The sequence below is a fragment of the Nocardia donostiensis genome (genome assembly GCF_002081715.1).
GTDB classification, from domain to species: domain Bacteria; phylum Actinomycetota; class Actinomycetes; order Mycobacteriales; family Mycobacteriaceae; genus Nocardia; species Nocardia donostiensis.
Map to the genome: position 1 here is coordinate 19,244 of NZ_MUKP01000032.1, position 17,063 is coordinate 36,306.

Below are 17,063 nucleotides of genomic sequence, written 5' to 3' on the forward strand. Positions count from 1 at the left end.
CCCTGAAGTTTGTCGGTGGGCGTCTCTATATTCAAGCTCGAGCCAAACGATCGAATACCTGTTCGTCTTCGCCGCAGGGGCTGCATGGGTCAGGCCAGCGTGCCATACGCCGGAACAAGAGCCTGCTCGGAGGCGGGGGCGACCGGTGAAGGGACGGCTGATGACGGATCGAAATGTTCATCCGGGGCAGCCCGGCCGAGCGGGAATGCTACTGCAACGCGCCGACGGGCTGCTGCTGCAGGCGGCAGCCGAGGAGGACCCACGCGAGCGGTTCCGCACCGCCTACCTGGCCGCATTACGGGGTGCGGGCGCGATACTCGCCCTCACCGGAGCCGATGCGGCACCGCGTGCGCGCTCGCGCAATGCCTGGGTGATGTTACAGCGCGCGGCGCCCGAGTTCGTCATGTGGTCGGACTACTTCAGCGCCCGATCCGATACCAGGGCCGCACTGGAGGCCGGGCTGCCGCGGGAGGTGTCCGGCGGGCAGGCCGACGAGTTCTGCTCCCGGGTCGGCGCCTTCCTGCACGATGTGGAGGATCTGATAGCTCCCGCCGCCCGATTGCGGCCCGTGGTGGACCAGGGCTTTGGAACGAGGGCGTGAGTTATCGGCGAGTAGGTGGTACGGCCCTGATCGAACTCGTATCATTAGGGACAGATAGCCGCCAAGGGGTTATCTGTCGTCTACCCGGAGACGACAGCCACGTCCTAGTGCCGGGGGAGGTACCGTGCCACTCTCCGAGCACGAGCAGCGCATGCTCGAACAGATCGAGAGCGCGCTCTATGCTGAGGATCCGAAGTTCGCCTCGTCTGTCCGTGGCGGACGCCTTCGTACGACCTCGAGTCGACGCAGACTCCAGGCCGCGGCGCTGTTTGTCCTCGGCCTGTTCCTACTCGTCGCCGGTATCGCCGCTCCGGTGAAGCCCGGCGGCTTTCCGATCATCAGCTTGATCGGTTTCGTCGTCATGTTCGGCGCCGGTGTGCTGCTGCTGCTCGGCGGCGCCAAGCGCAAGCCGGGTGAGCGCGGCGGCGACTCGCCACGCCCCGGTGCGTCCGGCTCGCCCAGCGGCCCTGGCGCGCGCGGACGGCAGCGCCGATCCGGTGGATTCACCGAGCGGATGGAAGACCGCTTCCGGCGCAGGTTCGAACAAGACTGAGTCGCGCACGACTGGAGCGAAGGCGAAGCGCACCCGGCAAATCTTCAGCCAGCAGACGGGCAACGGCGGTGCCGTACCGGTCATCCGGTGCGGCACCGCCGTTTCTGCGTCCTGGCAAGGATGTTTTCCACATCGCCCCACCAGCGCCCCCCACCCTCCCCCACTGCACCGCTCAGGGGGTCGTATTCCGGCGTTTGCTGGAAGTTTCCCGGTGGAAGTGTACTGATGGTCCGAGGACGCGCGGGCCTAGGCAAAACACCGGAAAAGTTCTCCCACCTAGTGATAGCTGGGGTGACCTGCGGAATCGCCGAAGCGGGGAGCCAGATCACCCCGTGTTTCGATTGAAAGTGGGGGAAAGTGGGGTAATGTGGAGCGCGCACTACAGGAGAGGCCGTAAGGCGCTCGGCCGGACCATCCGGCCACACACATCCGAGGTGGTCCGGTAGGAGGGTGTCGGGATGTTTCTCGGTACCTATACACCTCGGCTGGACGATAAGGGGCGACTTACGTTGCCTGCGAAGTTTCGAGACGATCTGGCGGGAGGGTTGATGGTCACGAAAGGGCAGGACCACAGCCTTGCCGTGTATCCCAAGGAAGAGTTCACCGTGCTCGCCCGCCGAGCTACTTCGGCGTCCCGTAGCAACCCCCAGGCTCGCGCGTTCCTTCGGGCGCTCGCGGCCGGAACAGATGAGCAAAGCCTGGATGCGCAGGGCCGGATCGTGCTGTCGGCGGACCATCGTCGCTACGCCAACCTGTCACGGGATTGCGTCGTGATCGGCTCGGTCGATTTCCTCGAGATATGGGACAAGCAGGCGTGGGAGTCCTACCTCGCCGAGCACGAGGAGGACTACGCGCAAGCAAGAGACGAGGCGTTGGGCGGAATTTTCTAGCCCCTACGAGTGCCACGAGGCCTCTGCCCGGACGCGGACCCTGACGTACTTCCCCGACGCCAGGTGCCGCTTCGGTCAGAGACCTCGCGGCATTCGTATCTGCCCGAGCGTTCCCATTCGGCACGGCCTCCGATCGGAGCGGCCGGCGATCACAGCAACTATCCGACAGCAGCGGTGTCTGCGGCAGCACACCGCGGTACCAGGCGACCCGAACACGGTGCGCGACGAAGCGAGGCAGGATCCGGGAGGTCGAGGTGAACCGTGAAGGGCACGGCTCCCGTCATATTCCGGTTCTGCTCGAACGCGCAGGCGCACTGCTCGATCCCGCACTCGGCGCTCCCGGTGACGTCTACCTCGACGCCACCCTCGGCCTCGGCGGGCACGCCGAGTACTTTCTGCGCACCCATCCCGAGCTGCGTCTGATCGGCCTCGACCGCGATACCGCGGCGCTCGAATCGGCGGCCGAGCGGTTGCGTCCCTATCGGGACCGCATCACCCTGATACACACCCGCTACGACGGCATTACCGACGCGCTGGCCCAGGCCGGTCTGCCCGTCACGGGCTCGGTCAGCGGCATCCTGATGGATCTCGGGGTCTCGTCGATGCAATTGGACTCCGCCGAACGCGGTTTCGCGTACTCGGTGGACGCGCCGCTGGACATGCGGATGGATCCCACCACCGGCATCACCGCCGCCGATGTACTCAACACCTATAGCCACGGCGAACTCGCCCGAGTGCTGAAAGCCTACGGTGAGGAGCGTTTCGCCGGCCGTATCGCCGCCGAGATCGTGCGCCGCCGCGCGCGGCAGCCGCTGCGCAGCAGTGGTGAACTGGTGCAGCTGCTCTACGACACCATTCCCGCCGCGTCCCGTCGTACCGGTGGGCATCCGGCCAAGCGGACCTTCCAGGCATTGCGGGTCGAGGTCAACGGCGAGCTCGATTCGCTGCGGGCGGCGCTGCCTGCGGCACTGGACGCGCTCCGTCCAGGAGGGCGGATCGTCGTCATGTCCTATCAATCGCTCGAGGACCGGGTGGTGAAACAGGAACTGGCGCAACGGTCTGCGTCCCGCACGCCGATCGGCCTGCCAGTGGAACTGCCCGGAATGGGGCCGGAGTTCCGGATACTCACCCGCGGCGCCGAGCAGGCGAACGAACGCGAGATCGAGGACAACCCGCGTGCGGCGCCGGTGCGGATGCGCGCGGCCGAGCGGATCGCGCAGAGGGAACAGCGATGACGACCGGAGGCGGGTGTTCCGCAAGAAAACAGGAGGCCGAATGAACGATCGCGGATCACTGCTGCGTCCGATCGTGCGGACACGCCGGCCCGGGGGGAGCACGGCATGAGTGTGCGGACACGTAGCGGTGACATGGGGCGGGTGGCGCGGCGCGTGCAGGCGGCGCAACGAGTGAAATCCGGTGCCGCACAGCGGGCGTATACACGCCGGCGCACGCGTGCCGAAGGACAGCCGGGGGGCTCGATACTGCCCATGCGCTCGGGAAACGGGATGGCCGGGCGGATCCCGTTCGTCGCGGCGATCCTGGTCATGCTCGGCTGTGGTCTCGCACTGACTTTGTTGCTGACCACCCGGGCGGCCGAGGACAGCTATCTGCTCAGCGATGCCAGGGAAGTCAACCAGGCGCTGGCCGACGAGCGGGCCGCCCTCCAACGAGAAGTGGCCGTGGCCGATTCGGCGCCCGAACTCGCCGCCCGAGCCAGGGAACTGGGCATGATCCCGGCCACCGACCCTGCTCGCCTGATGGTGGCGCCGGACGGCACGGTCACCGTGATCGGTGAACCCGAACCAGCCCACGGGCAGCCCGTACCGCCCCTGAACCCGTCGCCGACGTCGCCCGCGCCGCGGGGTCAGTCGCCGCACGGGGAGCGGATCGTGCCGGTCACGACGTCGCGGCAGCCGGAGCCGGGGCGCGACGAGCGGGTCAGCGCAGCCCCACCCGCGGAAGCCCAGCAGGACTCGGATCAGGCAGCGCCCGGCGACACTCCCACCCCGTCCGGCGAGGTCGCGCCCAGTGGCGCCCCCGCAGGCAGTGATCCACAGCAGGCCGCCCCGAATCCGGTACCGCCACCTGCGCAACCGGAAGGCCCCGCACCGCAGGCGCCCGCGAACGCAATTCCGCCCGCCGCCGAGGGCGCGGGCGAGCAGGCACCGCATCCCGCCCCAGCCGGACCCGGGCAGGGGCAGCCGGGCGGCGGCGAGCCGGTGCAGGCGCGGCCCGCTCCCGCGGCCGATATCGCGGCCGGCCCGCTGCCCGCGGCTGGTGAGGGATCCCGATGAAGCGTTCCGGTTCCGCGCCGCGCCGCGGGCGTGGATCCTCGGCCCCGAGGCCGAGGGGCACGGCCGCGCCCGTGCTCGACCGGCCGTTACGCATCAGGCTGGGCGTCGGCCGGGTGGTGATGCTGGTGGCGCTGGTGGTCGTGGCGCTGCAATTGCTGTGGATCCAGAGTATTGCCGCGCCTGGCCTTTCTGCGCAGGCGGCCAGCCAGCGCACCGCTCACAAGATCGAACACGCCACCCGAGGCCCCATCACCGACCGCAACGGGAAATCACTGGCCTTCACGATCATCGCGCAAGCCCTGACCTTCCAACCGGTCCGGGTGCGCAAAGACCTCGCCGAAGCCAAGGCCACCGACGACACCGCCCCGGACCCGGAGCAGCGGCTGCGCGATATCGCCGCGACCATCCACCGGAAGCTGGGTGACAAGGGGCTGGGGGGTCTGTCGGAAGACGAACTGCTGCGCAAGCTGCGCAGTGACGAAACCTTCGTCTACCTCGCTCGCAAGGTAGACCCCCGGATCGCGGGCGAGATCAGAGACGAATTCCCCGAAGTCGGCGCGGAACGCCAGGACCTGCGCGAATACCCCGGCGGTTCGCTCGCCGCCAATGTCGTCGGCGCGACCGGGTGGGATGGGCACGGCCAGATCGGACTGGAATCGGCGATGGATTCCGTGCTGGCGGGCACCGACGGTTCACACACCTACGACCGCGGCTCTGACGGCGCGGTCATTCCCGGCAGCTGGCGCGACCGCCAGCCCGCCGTCGACGGCAATGGGGTCGAACTGACCTTGGACTCGTATCTGCAGTACTACGTGCAACAGCAGGTGCAGCAGGCCAAGGACAAGTCCGGCGCCCGATCGGCCTCCGCGGTGGTGCTGGACGCCAAGACCGGCCAGGTACTGGCGATGGCCAACGACAACACCTTCAACCCGGCGCTGGGACCCCAGTACTGGGCTTCGGCCGACCTGGGTAACCCGTCGGTGACGCAGCCGTTCGAACCCGGATCGGTGAACAAGATCGTCACTGCGGCGGCGGCCATCGAATACGGGCTGACCTCACCCGATGAGGTGCATCAGGTGCCGGGCCGGATCCATATGGCCGGGGTGACCGTCGGCGACGCCTGGGAACACGGCACCATGGAGTTGACGACCACCGGTATCTTCGGCAAATCGTCGAATGTGGGGACGCTGATGCTGGCCCAGCGGGTCGGTGAGGACCGGTTCGCCGATATGCTCTCCCGTTTCGGCCTCGGTAGACGGACCGGGGTCGGGCTGCCCGGTGAGAGCTCCGGTGTGGTGCCCGACCGCGACCAGTGGTCCGGCGGCACGTTCGCGAACCTGCCGATCGGGCAGGGCCTTTCGATGACCACCCTGCAGATGACCGGCATGTATCAGGCGATTGCCAACGACGGTGTGCGGGTTCCGCCGCGGATCGTCCGCGCCCAGATCGCCCCGGACGGTACCCGCACCGAGGAGCCGACCCCGGAGGGTGTGCGGGTGGTGAGCGCGGAGACGGCACGCACCCTGCGCACCATGTTCCAGGCTGTCACCCAGAGTGACCCCACCGGCGTGCAGACCGGTACAGGCCCCGCGGCCGCTGTCGAGGGCTATCGGATCGCAGGCAAGACCGGCACCGCTCAGCAAGTGGACCCGGCCTGCCAGTGCTATTCGACCTCGTCGCACTGGATCACCTTCGCCGGAATGGTCCCCGCCGGCAACCCCCGCTACGTGATCGGGATGATGTTGGATGCGCCGGTACGCAGCGCCGACGGCAGCGGCGGCCAGTCCGCGGCGCCGCTGTTCCACAACATCGCCTCCTGGGTATTGCAGCGTGATCGCATCCCGCCGTCCATCGAACCGGCGAAGCAGTTGGTGCTGCAGGCACCGTGAATCGGTGAACCGCGTGCCCGCCCGAACCGGGGCGTCGGTAACCTGACTCGTCGTTCTAGTACGCGCTCCACATCACAGAGAGGAACCCTGTGCCCGCGCAGTCCAGCCAGCATGCGCTCCGGCCGGTCAGGCCGCCGTCGACGCCGCTGTCCGACCTGCTGGAACTGATCGACGCCCGATCCGGCGCGCCGCTGGCCGAAGAGCTGGCAGGGATCGCGATCACCGGTATCGAGCAGCGGTCGGAGGCCGTGCTGCCTGGTGACCTGTTCGTCGGGCTGCCGGGTTCCCGCGCACATGGCGCCCGCTTCGCCCGTGCCGCCGTGGAACGCGGCGCCGCCGCCGTGTGCACCGATGCCGAGGGCGCGGAACTGGCGGGCGAGCTCGGCGTACCGGTACTGGTGCGTGAACGGCCCCGCGCGGTGCTCGGCGAGCTCTCCGCCGCCGTCTACGGCAATCCCTCGGACCGGCTGCGCATCGTGGGTATCACCGGCACGTCCGGCAAGACCACCACCTCGTATCTGGTGGAGGCGGGTCTGGCCGCAGGCGGGTTGGCCACCGCACTGATCGGCACCATCGAAACCCGGATCGGCGGCAAGCGGGTGCCGAGTGCTCTGACCACGCCAGAGGCGCCGCAGCTGCACGCCATGTTCGCGCTGATGGTGGAGCAGGGCGTCGACGCGGTGGTGATGGAGGTGTCCAGCCACGCGCTGGCGCTCGGCCGCGTCGACGGGGTGCGTTTCGCGGTCGGCGCATTCACCAACCTGTCGCAGGACCACCTGGACTTTCATGCCGATTTCGAGGACTATTTCGCCGCCAAGCGGCGGCTCTTCGCACCGGATTCGCCGGTGGCGGCGCGCACCGCGGTCATCTGTGTCGACGACGCGTGGGGCCGCAGGCTCGCCGATGAGCTCGGAGAACCGGTGCGGGTGTCGACGACCGGTCAGGCCGACTGGCACCTGGCCGCACCTGCCCGCGCAAGCGGCGGCGAACAGGAGTTCACCGCGGTCGGTCCGGGTGGTGAAGTCGACGTGCGGCTGCGGCTGCCGGGGAGTTACAACGTCGCCAACGGTCTGCTCGCCGTCGCCGTATGCGCGGCCACCGGTGTCGCGGCGCGGATCGCCGCGCCCGCGCTGGCGATGGTGGACGTGCCGGGCCGGATGCAGCGGGTGGAGCGCGGACAGCAGTTCCTCGCGCTGGTCGACTACGCGCACAAGCCCGCCGCCTTGGAATCGGTGATCGCCACCTTGCGCGCGCACTTGGCCGATACCGGCAGTGCGGGCAGGCTCGCCGTGGTTGTCGGCGCGGGCGGCGACCGCGACCCCGGCAAACGTACGTTGATGGGCGCGGCGAGCGCACGCGGCGCCGATCTGTTGATCATCACCGACGACAATCCCCGCTCCGAAGACCCGGCCGCCATCCGGGCGGCGCTGCGCGCGGGTGCGGAGACCGTTCCCGCCGGTCAACGCGGCCGGGTTCGCGATATCGGCGACCGGGCCGCTGCCATCGGCGCCGCGGTCGAGTGGGCGCGTCCGGGGGACGTGGTACTGGTCGCCGGTAAGGGACACGAGGCAGGGCAGGAGATCCACGGCGTGAAATATCCGTTCGACGACCGCGAGGTGCTCGCGGCGGCTATCGAATCGCTCCGGCAGCGGAATCCGCAGAGCACGGACGCGGAGGACTTGACGTTTTCATGATCGAGATGACACTGCGGGATATCGCCGGCGTCGTGGGCGGCACGCTGCACGACGTCGACGACCCGGAGGTGACGGTGACCGGTTCGGTCGAATTCGATTCGCGCCGTGTCGGTCCCGGTGATGTATTCCTCGCCCTGCCGGGTGAGCGCGCCGACGGCCACGATTTCGCGGCCGCAGCGATCGAGGCAGGTGCGGTCGCGGTGCTGGCGGCCCGGCCGGTGGGAGTGCCCGCGATCGTGGTTCCCCCCGCGACCGAACCGACTCCGTCGAGTTCGCTGGTGCTGGCCGGGGATTCGGACGGTTCGGGGGCCGCGGTGCTGGCCGCGCTGGCCGCATTGGCCAGGGCGAGTGTGCAACGGCTCGCCGCAGGCGGGTTGACTGTCGTCGGCGTCACCGGATCCTCGGGTAAGACTTCAACCAAGGATCTGCTGGCGGCCGTGCTGGCCCCGCTCGGCCCGGTCGTGGCCCCGCCCGGATCGTTCAACAACGAACTCGGCCATCCATGGACGGCGTTGCGTGCCGACGCGTCGACCCGGTTCCTGGTGCTGGAGCTGTCTGCCCGCGGACCCGGCCATATCGCTGCCCTGGCGCAGGTCGCCCCGCCGTCCATCGGTGTGGTGCTCAATGTCGGCACGGCGCATCTGGGCGAATTCGGCAGCCGGGAGGCGATCGCGGCGACCAAGGGCGAATTGGTCGAAGCGCTGCCTCGGACCGGGTTGGCTGTGCTGAACGCCGACGATCCGCAGGTTGCCGCTATGGCGAGCCGCACCCCGGCCCGGGTGGTCATGGCCGGACAGTCCGCGAATGCCGATATCCGGGCCACCGATATCACCCTGGACGACCAGGCCCGCGCGCGTTTCACCCTGCACACCCCGGCGGGCAGCACGGCGGTGCGCCTGGCGGTGCATGGCGAACATCAGGTGGGCAACGCGCTCGCGGCCGCGGCCGTGGCGTTGGAATGCGGCGCCGATATCGACACCGTTGCCGCCGCTCTGTCCGGCGCCCACGCTGCCTCGGCCCGCCGGATGGATGTGCGAACCACCGAGGCAGGCGTCACCGTTGTCAACGACTCCTACAACGCCAACCCCGATTCCGTGCGCGCCGCGCTCAAAGCCCTGGTCACCATGTCGCGTGCGGGAGGAGAACCGCGGCGCAGCTGGGCGGTGCTCGGTGAAATGGCCGAACTCGGCGAGGAATCGGTGGTCGAACACGACCGGATCGGGCGGCTGGCGGTCCGCTTGGACGTGGACCGGCTCGTGGTGGTCGGCACCGGACGACCCGCCCGGGCGATGCATCAGGGGGCGGTGATGGAAGGCTCATGGGGCGAGGAATCGGTCCTCGTCCCCGATATCGAGGCGGCTGTCGCGCTGCTCGACGACGAGCTGGAGGCAGGCGATGTGGTGTTGGTCAAGGCTTCGCAGTCGGTCGGCCTGTGGGCCGTCGCCGAGCATGTGACCGGCGACCGGCAGGCAGCTGGGCGGGGTAGCGCGGAGGCAGTGCGATGAGACAGATTTTGTTCGCGGCGGGGATCGCGCTCGCGGTGTCGATCCTGTTGACACCGCTGCTGATCCGCATCTTCGCCAAACAGGGTTTCGGCCAGGAGATCCGGGTCGACGGCCCGGCCAGCCACCAGGCCAAACGGGGTACGCCCACTATGGGCGGTGTTGCCATCATCATCGGTATGTGGGCCGGGTACCTGGGTTCGCATCTGATCGGGATCGGTTACGACGCCGAAGGTCCCACTGCTTCGGCGCTGCTGGTGCTCGGGCTGACCACCGCGCTCGGTGCGGTCGGGTTCATCGACGACTTCATCAAGATCCGCAAACAGCGCAACCTCGGCCTCACCGCGGCGGGCAAATACATCGGGCAGCTCACGGCCGCGGTTACCTTCGGTGTGCTCGCCCTGCAGTTCCGCGGGGAGAGCGGGCTGGCGCCCGCGAGCACGCATCTGTCGTATGTCCGCGATATCACTACGGTGTCGATGGGCGTGATCGTGTTCCTGGCGTTCGTCTGCCTGGTCGTCGTGGCCTGGTCCAACGCGGTGAACCTCACCGACGGTCTGGACGGCCTGGCCGCAGGCTCGATGAGCCTGGTGCTCGGTGGCTACGTCATCATCACCTTCTGGCAGTACTACCACGCCTGCGAGACCAAACCGGAGACCGGCTGTTACAACGTCCGTGACCCGCTGGACCTTGCCCTGGTCTGCGCGGCGGGTACCGCGGCGTGTATCGGCTTCCTGTGGTGGAATGCCGCGCCCGCCAAGATCTTCATGGGCGACACCGGTTCGCTGGCCCTCGGCGGCCTGATCGCGGGTATCTCCATCACCACCCGCACCGAACTGCTGATGATCGTCATCGGCGCGCTGTTCGTCGCCGAGGCCGCCTCGGTGGTGCTGCAGGTGGCGGTGTTCCGCACCACGCGCAACAGATTGTTCAAAATGGCGCCGTTCCACCATCATTTCGAGCTCAGCAAATGGGCAGAGACTACGGTGATCATCCGGTTCTGGTTGCTGGCCGCGATGGCATCGGCGGTCGGTCTCGGCTTGTTCTACAGCGAATATCTCTCGGCGGTCGGGTGAATTGACGATGGTCGAACATTCTCCGCGAGCTCTGCGCTCACCGGGTCCGATGCTGGAATTCCTGCGTGGCCGCGACGTGTTGGTCGCCGGATGGGGCGTCTCCGGACGCTCGCTGGTGGAACCGTTGTTCGATATCGGCGCCCGCCCAGTGGTCACCGACAGCGGCGCCACGGCACTGGCCGAGGCGGCGGAACTGGGCCTGGACGTGGCCACCAGTGCCGAACTGGAGGCTTCGCAAAGCGCTACCTGGTCCCGGTTCGCGCTGGTGATCACCAGCCCGGGCTGGCGGCCCGACTCTCCGGTGCTGGCCTCGGCGGTGGCCGAAGGTATTCCGGTATGGGGCGATGTCGAATTCGCCTGGTGGGTCGATCAGGCCAGGATCTACGGGCCGGTTCGTAAATGGCTCGTGGTCACCGGCACCAACGGCAAGACCACCACCACCTCGATGGTGTATTCGATCCTGCGCGCGGCCGGTATCGCCAGCGTCGCCTGCGGCAATATCGGGCTGCCCATCCTGGACGCGCTGCGCCGCAATCCCGGACCGCAGGTGCTCGCTGTGGAACTGTCGTCGTTCCAGCTGCATTGGGCGCCGTCGGTGCGGCCGGAGGCCGGTGTGGTGCTCAATGTCGCCGAGGATCATCTGGACTGGCATGGTGGTCTCGACGCCTATGCCGCTGCGAAAGCGCGGGCGCTACTCGGCCGGGTCGGGGTCGTCGGGCTCGACGACCCGGTGGCCGCGTCGCTGGCGCGTCGTTCCAAGGCCCGCCGTACCGTCGGTTTCCGTGTCGGTGTTCCCGCCGACGGCGAATTGGGCGTGGTCGACGGCAAACTGCTCGACCGCGCCTTCACCAAGGCTGCCATCCTGGCCGAGGCCGGCGAGATCAGCCCGCCCGGGCCGGCGGGTATCGCGGATGCGCTGGCGGCTGCGGCGCTGACCCGGGCCATCGACGTCGCGCCCCAGTTCGTGCGCGAAGGACTCGTCGAGCACAAGGTCGGCCCGCACCGTGCGGCGCTGGTGCGTGAGCTGGGCGGCGTGGTGTTCGTCGACGATTCCAAAGCCACCAACCCGCATGCGGCGCGTTCCTCGATCCTGGCCCACCAGCATGTGGTGTGGATCGCGGGCGGACAGCTCAAGGGTGCGAGCGTGGAGGAGCTGATCGAGGAGGTTGCCGACCGGCTGATCGGCGCGGTGCTGATCGGTGTCGACGCCCCGCGCATCGCGGCCATGTTGGCGCGACACGCGCCGCAGGTCCCCGTCGTCGAAGTGAGCACGGGAGACCATGCAGGCATGGGCGGCCACACGAATGGTTCCGGCAATGCCGACGCTGTGATGACCCGTGCGGTGCGCGCGGCGGCCGAGTTCGCCGGTCCCGGGGATACCGTGCTGCTGGCGCCCGCGGCCGCGTCGCTGGATATGTTCGCTGATTACGCCCACCGTGGTCGCAGCTTCGCCACCGCGGTGCAAGCCCTGGAAGACGAGGACCTCGGGCGGCGGTTATGAGCCCGCGCGGCGCTCGGCAACCGCAGCTCGGCCGCTTCGGCGCCTGGCTGGCGCGTCCGCTGGCGTCGTTTCACCTGATCGTCACCATCGCCATCCTGCTCACGGTGCTCGGGCTGGTCATGGTGCTGTCGGCATCGAGCGTGGAGGCCTACACCGACGGCGGTTCGCCGTATTCGCTGTTCATTCAGCAGACGCTGTTCGCCTGTGTCGGCGCTGTGCTGTTCTACCTCGCGTTGCGGGTGCCGTTGAAATGGCTGCGGCAGCTGTCGTTCCCGCTGTTCGCGCTGTCTGTTCTCGCCCTGGTGCTGGTCTTGATCCCCGGTATCGGAACGCAGGCCAACGGCGCGCGGCGCTGGATCGACCTCGGGCTGTTCTCGGTGCAGCCGTCGGAGGTCGTCAAGGTGACCTTCGTGGTGTGGGGCGCGCATCTGCTGGTCTCCCGGCGCGCGGAGCACGCCCCCCTCAAGGACCTGCTGGTGCCGCTGGTGCCCGCAGGCCTGCTGGTGTGCCTGCTCATCGTGTTGCAGCCGAACCTGTCGACCACCATCGCCGTGGGCATCGTGCTGGCTGCCCTGCTGTGGTTCGGTGGCCTGCCGGTGCGGCTGTTCGTCACCATCATGATCGCCGGTGTGCTCGCCGCCGGTGTGCTCGCGTTGTCGGCCGGCTACCGCTCCGACCGGATGCGTGCCTTCTTCAACCCGACCGACGACCCGCAGGGCATCAACTATCAGGCGCGGCAGGCGATGTTCTCCCTCGCCGACGGCGGGATCTGGGGCCGCGGACTCGGCCAGAGCCGCGCCAAATGGAACTATCTGCCCAACTCGCACAACGACTTCATCTTCGCCATCATCGGCGAGGAGCTCGGCTTCCTCGGCTGCGCGCTGGTGCTCGGTCTGTTCGCGCTGTTCGTCTACACGGGCCTGCGGATCGCCGCCCGCTCGGTGGACCCGTTCCTGCGCCTGCTGACCGCGACCGCGACCACCTGGATCACCGGGCAGGCCTTGATCAATATCGGCTACGTGGTCGGTTTGCTGCCGGTGACCGGTCTGCAGCTGCCGCTGGTGTCGGCGGGCGGTTCGTCGCTGGCGATCACCTTGCTGATGTTCGGGATCATCGCCAACGCCGCCCGGCACGAACCCGAAGCCGTTGCCGCGCTGCACGCAGGCCAGGACGGCCGGGTCAGCAGGTTGCTGCGGCTGCCCAAACCCGAGGTGTACGTCCCGGCCCGCGCCGAAGCCCGGACCCGTTCCGCCCCGCGCGGCCGAAGCGGGGAACGCAGGCAGTCCGCGCCCCGAACCCCAGCCCGAACACGCGCGGCCAACAGCCGCAGCACCGGCTCACTCCGGGCCACCAGGGCCTGGGAGCCGAACTATCCGGTCAAACACGCAAGAGAACGGGGAAGATCCAGGTGAGTGCAAGCCAGTCCGCGAACGATATCCCGGAAACGGGTGCGGGCCGGGGCGGAGAGTCGACGGATGCGGGCCGGCGCGCGGACGGTTCCGCGCTGTCGGTGATCGTCGCAGGCGGCGGCACCGCAGGTCATATCGAGCCTGCCCTGGCCGTCGCCGATGCGCTGCGCCGCATCGATCCGGCCATCCGGGTCACCGCACTTGGCACCGAGCGCGGCCTGGAAACCCAGTTGGTTCCCACGCGCGGCTACCCGCTGGAGTTGATCCCGCCGGTCCCGCTGCCCCGTAAACCCACCGCCGATCTACTGCGGCTGCCTGGTCGGGTCCGGGCCTCGGTGGCCGAAGCCAGGGCGATCATCGACGCCGTACATGCCGATGTGATCGTCGGGTTCGGCGGATACGTCGCGCTGCCCGCCTACCTGGCTGCCGGTCGCGGGGCGCTGCGGCGCAGGCGGGCAGTGCCGGTGGTGGTCCATGAAGCCAACGCCAAGGCCGGTATCGCCAACAAGGTGGGCGCCCGCCGCGCCGCCAGGGTGCTGGCTGCGGTCCCCGGTTCCGGGCTGGACGCAGATGTCGTCGGCATCCCGGTGCGCTCGGCGATCACCTCACTGGACCGGGCCGCGTTGCGCGCCGAAGCGCGTGCGCATTTCGGGCTGCCCGCGAGCGGGCCGGTGCTGCTGGTGTTCGGCGGCTCCCAGGGTGCGCGCTCGCTCAACGAAGCGGTATCGGGGGCAGCGGAGCAGTTGGCGGCGGCCGGTATCTCGGTGCTGCACGCACACGGCCCGAAGAACACACTCGAACTGGCCACGGTGTCGCCTGATGCGCCGTACGTCGCCGTACCGTATCTTTCCCGAATGGATCTGGCCTACGCCGCCGCCGACGCGGTGGTCTGCCGGTCCGGGGCGATGACCGTGGCCGAGGTATCGGCAGTCGGTCTGCCCGCGGTGTACGTGCCGCTGCCGCACGGCAACGGCGAGCAGGAACTCAATGCCCGGCCCGTGGTAGCCCACGGGGGTGGCAGAATTGTCCCTGATTCAGAATTGACGCCCCGGTACGTGATCGATGAGGTGATTCCGCTGCTCATGGACCCCGCACGGCTGAACGAGATGGGCCGAGCCGCCGCAGGCGCCGGCCATCGTGATGCGGCTGACGAGGTGGCGCGCATCGTGCTGCGGGTGGCGAACCGGTGACCGACGAGCAGCGGGGCGCCCAGGTCTCCCCGGTTTCCGGTTCGGCCGCCGACACGAGCAGCGGCGCGGACCTACCGCCGGAACTGCGGCGGGTGCACATGGTCGGTATCGGCGGGGCCGGTATGTCCGGTATCGCGCGTATCCTGCTCTCCCGCGGTGGCGCGGTATCGGGATCGGATGCGAAGGAGAGCCGCGGCGTACTCGCCCTGCGGGCACGGGGCGCGCAGGTGCGTATCGGTCACGACGCCGCCGCGCTGGATCTGCTGCCCGGCGGCCCCACCGTAGTGGTCACCACCTATGCGGCGATCCCGAAGACCAACCCCGAACTGGTGGAGGCGCACCGCCGGGATATCCCGGTGTTGCTGCGCCCCGCGGTGCTCGCGTCGCTGATGAACGGGCATCGCACCCTGCTGGTTTCGGGTACGCACGGTAAGACCTCGACCACCTCGATGCTGATCGTTGCGCTGCAGCACTGCGGTCTCGACCCGTCGTTCGCTGTCGGCGGCGAGCTCAACGAGGCGGGTACCAACGCTCACCACGGCAGCGGCGATATCTTCGTCGCCGAGGCCGACGAAAGCGATGGGTCGCTGTTGCAATACGACCCCGATGTCGCGGTGGTGACCAATATCGAGTCCGATCACCTGGACTTCTTCGGTTCCGACGAGGCTTATGTCCAGGTGTTCGACGATTTCGCCGACCGACTGGCCCCCGGCGGGCTGCTGGTGGTGTGCTTGGACGATCCCGGTGCGCTCGCACTCGCAGGGCGGGTCCGGAATCGGCTGACCCAGCGGGGTATTCGGGTACTCGGCTACGGCTCCGGCGAGCAGGCCGACGCACCGGTTCCCGTCGGTGCGCGGCTGCACAGCTGGGAACCACGAGATGTCGGCGGGCTGGCCCAATTCCAGCTGGCAGGCGAACCGGCGCCGCGTACATTGCGGCTGTCGGTACCGGGCAGGCATATGGCGCTCAACGCGCTGGCCGCGCTGCTCGCCGCGCAGGCATCCGGCGCCGATATCGACGAAATCATCCAGGGGCTGGAAGGTTTCGGGGGAGTGCACCGCCGCTTCCAGTTCGCCGGCCGCGAAAACGGTGTGCGCGTCTTCGACGACTACGCCCATCACCCCACCGAGGTTCGCGCGGTGCTCGGCGCTGCGGCTGCGCTGGTCGAACAGGAAGCCAGGGACGGTGCCAGGTCCCGGCAGGGCCGGGTGATCGTGGTGTTCCAGCCGCATCTGTACAGCCGCACCGCAACGTTCGCCCGCGAATTCGGTTCCGCGCTAGATCTGGCCGACGAGGTGGTCGTGCTCGACGTCTACGGCGCCAGGGAAGAACCGCTGCCCGGGGTGAACGGTGCCCTGGTGGCCCAGGCGGTGACCAAACCGGTGCATTACCAACCGGATATGTCGCGGGTGGGCAGGCAGGTCGCGGGACTGGCATTGCCCGGTGATGTGGTGATCACCATGGGCGCAGGCGATGTGACCATGCTCGGCTCTCAGATCCTGGACGGACTACGCGCGCGTCCGCAGTACGGGCGGTGACCGGCAGTGCGATCCGGAGCCGAACTGTTCGGTGCGATCGGGTGGCGCGGGATCCGGATGTGGGCGTTGCCGGTGGTGTGCCTGATGGTGACGCTGGGCGCGGTCGCGTGGTTCACGCCCGCGCTTGCTGTGCGGGAGGTGCGCGTCAGCGGTCTGACCACGGTGCCGGAAGACCAGGTGCGGCAGCTACTCCGGATCCCGGACGGATTGTCGGTGCTGCGGGTCGATACCGGTGCTATCGCGGAGCGAGTGGCGACGATCCCGAAGGTAGGTTCGGTACGTGTGCAGCGAATGTTCCCGTCGACGGTTCAGGTGACCGTTACCGAACGAACGCCGGTGCTGTACTACGACAGTCCCCAGGGCGCGCATCTGCTGGACGCCGCGGGCGTCGAGTACGCTGTCGAGCCCGCGCCGATCGGTGTGCCGCGTCTACTCACCGAGCATCCCGGCAGCACCGATCCGGTGTCCCGGGCCGCGGTCGAGGTGGTGGCCGCGCTACCGCCCGCGTTGAACGTGCAGGTGGACGAGGTTGCCGCCGGGTCGGTTTCGGATATTTCGCTGAAACTGCGCGACGGCCGCACGGTAGTGTGGGGAAGCAGCGACGACGCCGAGCGCAAATCCGCGGTGGTCATGCCGCTGTTGACCCAGCCGGGAACCGTATTCGATGTGTCGAGTCCCAGTCTGGTCACGGTAAAATGATCGCCACCCATCGCGCTCGGTTCGACACCGCTTGTGCTCGGCATGTTTTCGGTGATCAACGGGCGCCGGATGGGGGTGCGGGAGGCGTTCGCCGACGTGGATGCTTGTTACGGGGCAACCGATCACGGTACGACGTACGGTGTGCCGGCACGAGCGAGATCACGCAAGTTTCTGGTTCTCGTCTCGGCGCGCCTGCGGGCGGATCGTGTCGGCTGCGAATAGCGTTC

At 68.6% G+C, this 17,063-nt stretch carries 14 protein-coding genes; all 14 read left to right on the forward strand.

The genetic code is table 11. The features are described from left to right. Positions 1-160: 160 nt before the first annotated feature. The 14 genes from B0T44_RS19130 to B0T44_RS19195 all read left to right on the forward strand — a co-directional run bounded on the left by B0T44_RS19130 (position 161) and on the right by B0T44_RS19195 (position 16,836). A complete protein-coding gene (locus B0T44_RS19130) occupies positions 161-601 on the forward strand; it encodes an SAV_6107 family HEPN domain-containing protein (protein WP_245839713.1) in 441 nt (146 codons plus the stop codon). Positions 602-725: 124 nt separating this feature from the next. Next, positions 726-1,154 carry an SCO2097 family morphological protein gene (locus B0T44_RS19135; protein WP_077121825.1) on the forward strand — a complete coding sequence of 143 codons (429 nt, stop codon included), beginning with the start codon at positions 726-728 and terminating at the stop codon, positions 1,152-1,154. 458 nt (positions 1,155-1,612) lie between these two features. After that, the gene (gene mraZ / locus B0T44_RS19140) at positions 1,613-2,044 is read left to right on the forward strand and encodes a division/cell wall cluster transcriptional repressor MraZ (RefSeq protein WP_077121823.1); all 432 of its coding nucleotides are present in this window, start codon (positions 1,613-1,615) and stop codon (positions 2,042-2,044) included. A 239-nt stretch (positions 2,045-2,283) separates the two neighbouring features. After that, complete coding sequence (gene rsmH, locus B0T44_RS19145) at positions 2,284-3,279, forward strand: 16S rRNA (cytosine(1402)-N(4))-methyltransferase RsmH (RefSeq protein ID WP_342749245.1); 996 nt, start codon at positions 2,284-2,286, stop codon at positions 3,277-3,279. A gap of 105 nt (positions 3,280-3,384) precedes the next feature. After that, positions 3,385-4,338 carry a cell division protein FtsL gene (ftsL, locus tag B0T44_RS19150; protein ID WP_139795331.1) on the forward strand — a complete coding sequence of 318 codons (954 nt, stop codon included), beginning with the start codon at positions 3,385-3,387 and terminating at the stop codon, positions 4,336-4,338. Continuing rightward, positions 4,335-6,227 carry a peptidoglycan D,D-transpeptidase FtsI family protein gene (locus B0T44_RS19155; RefSeq protein ID WP_077121512.1) on the forward strand — a complete coding sequence of 631 codons (1,893 nt, stop codon included), beginning with the start codon at positions 4,335-4,337 and terminating at the stop codon, positions 6,225-6,227. Before ftsL ends, B0T44_RS19155 begins: the two co-directional genes overlap by 4 nt. A gap of 89 nt (positions 6,228-6,316) precedes the next feature. Next, positions 6,317-7,921, forward strand: coding sequence for a UDP-N-acetylmuramoyl-L-alanyl-D-glutamate--2,6-diaminopimelate ligase (locus tag B0T44_RS19160; RefSeq protein ID WP_081512332.1), 1,605 nt, complete (start codon positions 6,317-6,319; stop codon positions 7,919-7,921). Further along, entirely contained in the window at positions 7,918-9,426 is a 1,509-nt protein-coding gene (locus B0T44_RS19165) for a UDP-N-acetylmuramoyl-tripeptide--D-alanyl-D-alanine ligase (protein WP_077121514.1), read from the forward strand. The genes B0T44_RS19160 and B0T44_RS19165 overlap by 4 nt, the downstream gene beginning before the upstream one ends. Further along, complete coding sequence (gene mraY, locus B0T44_RS19170) at positions 9,423-10,499, forward strand: phospho-N-acetylmuramoyl-pentapeptide-transferase (RefSeq protein ID WP_077121516.1); 1,077 nt, start codon at positions 9,423-9,425, stop codon at positions 10,497-10,499. Before B0T44_RS19165 ends, mraY begins: the two co-directional genes overlap by 4 nt. A gap of 49 nt (positions 10,500-10,548) precedes the next feature. After that, on the forward strand, positions 10,549-12,000 hold the full coding sequence (gene murD / locus B0T44_RS19175) for a UDP-N-acetylmuramoyl-L-alanine--D-glutamate ligase (protein WP_077121518.1): 1,452 nt from the start codon (positions 10,549-10,551) through the stop codon (positions 11,998-12,000). Continuing rightward, positions 11,997-13,412, forward strand: coding sequence for a putative lipid II flippase FtsW (gene ftsW / locus B0T44_RS19180; RefSeq protein ID WP_077121520.1), 1,416 nt, complete (start codon positions 11,997-11,999; stop codon positions 13,410-13,412). Before murD ends, ftsW begins: the two co-directional genes overlap by 4 nt. Before the next feature lie 23 nt (positions 13,413-13,435). Next, positions 13,436-14,599, forward strand: a complete 1,164-nt coding sequence (gene murG, locus B0T44_RS19185) for an undecaprenyldiphospho-muramoylpentapeptide beta-N-acetylglucosaminyltransferase (protein ID WP_081512341.1) — start codon at positions 13,436-13,438, stop codon at positions 14,597-14,599. A gap of 98 nt (positions 14,600-14,697) precedes the next feature. After that, positions 14,698-16,137 carry a UDP-N-acetylmuramate--L-alanine ligase gene (murC, locus tag B0T44_RS19190; protein WP_217697575.1) on the forward strand — a complete coding sequence of 480 codons (1,440 nt, stop codon included), beginning with the start codon at positions 14,698-14,700 and terminating at the stop codon, positions 16,135-16,137. A 6-nt stretch (positions 16,138-16,143) separates the two neighbouring features. Beyond that, positions 16,144-16,836, forward strand: a complete 693-nt coding sequence (locus tag B0T44_RS19195; RefSeq protein ID WP_342749241.1) for a cell division protein FtsQ/DivIB — start codon at positions 16,144-16,146, stop codon at positions 16,834-16,836. Positions 16,837-17,063 lie beyond the last annotated feature (227 nt).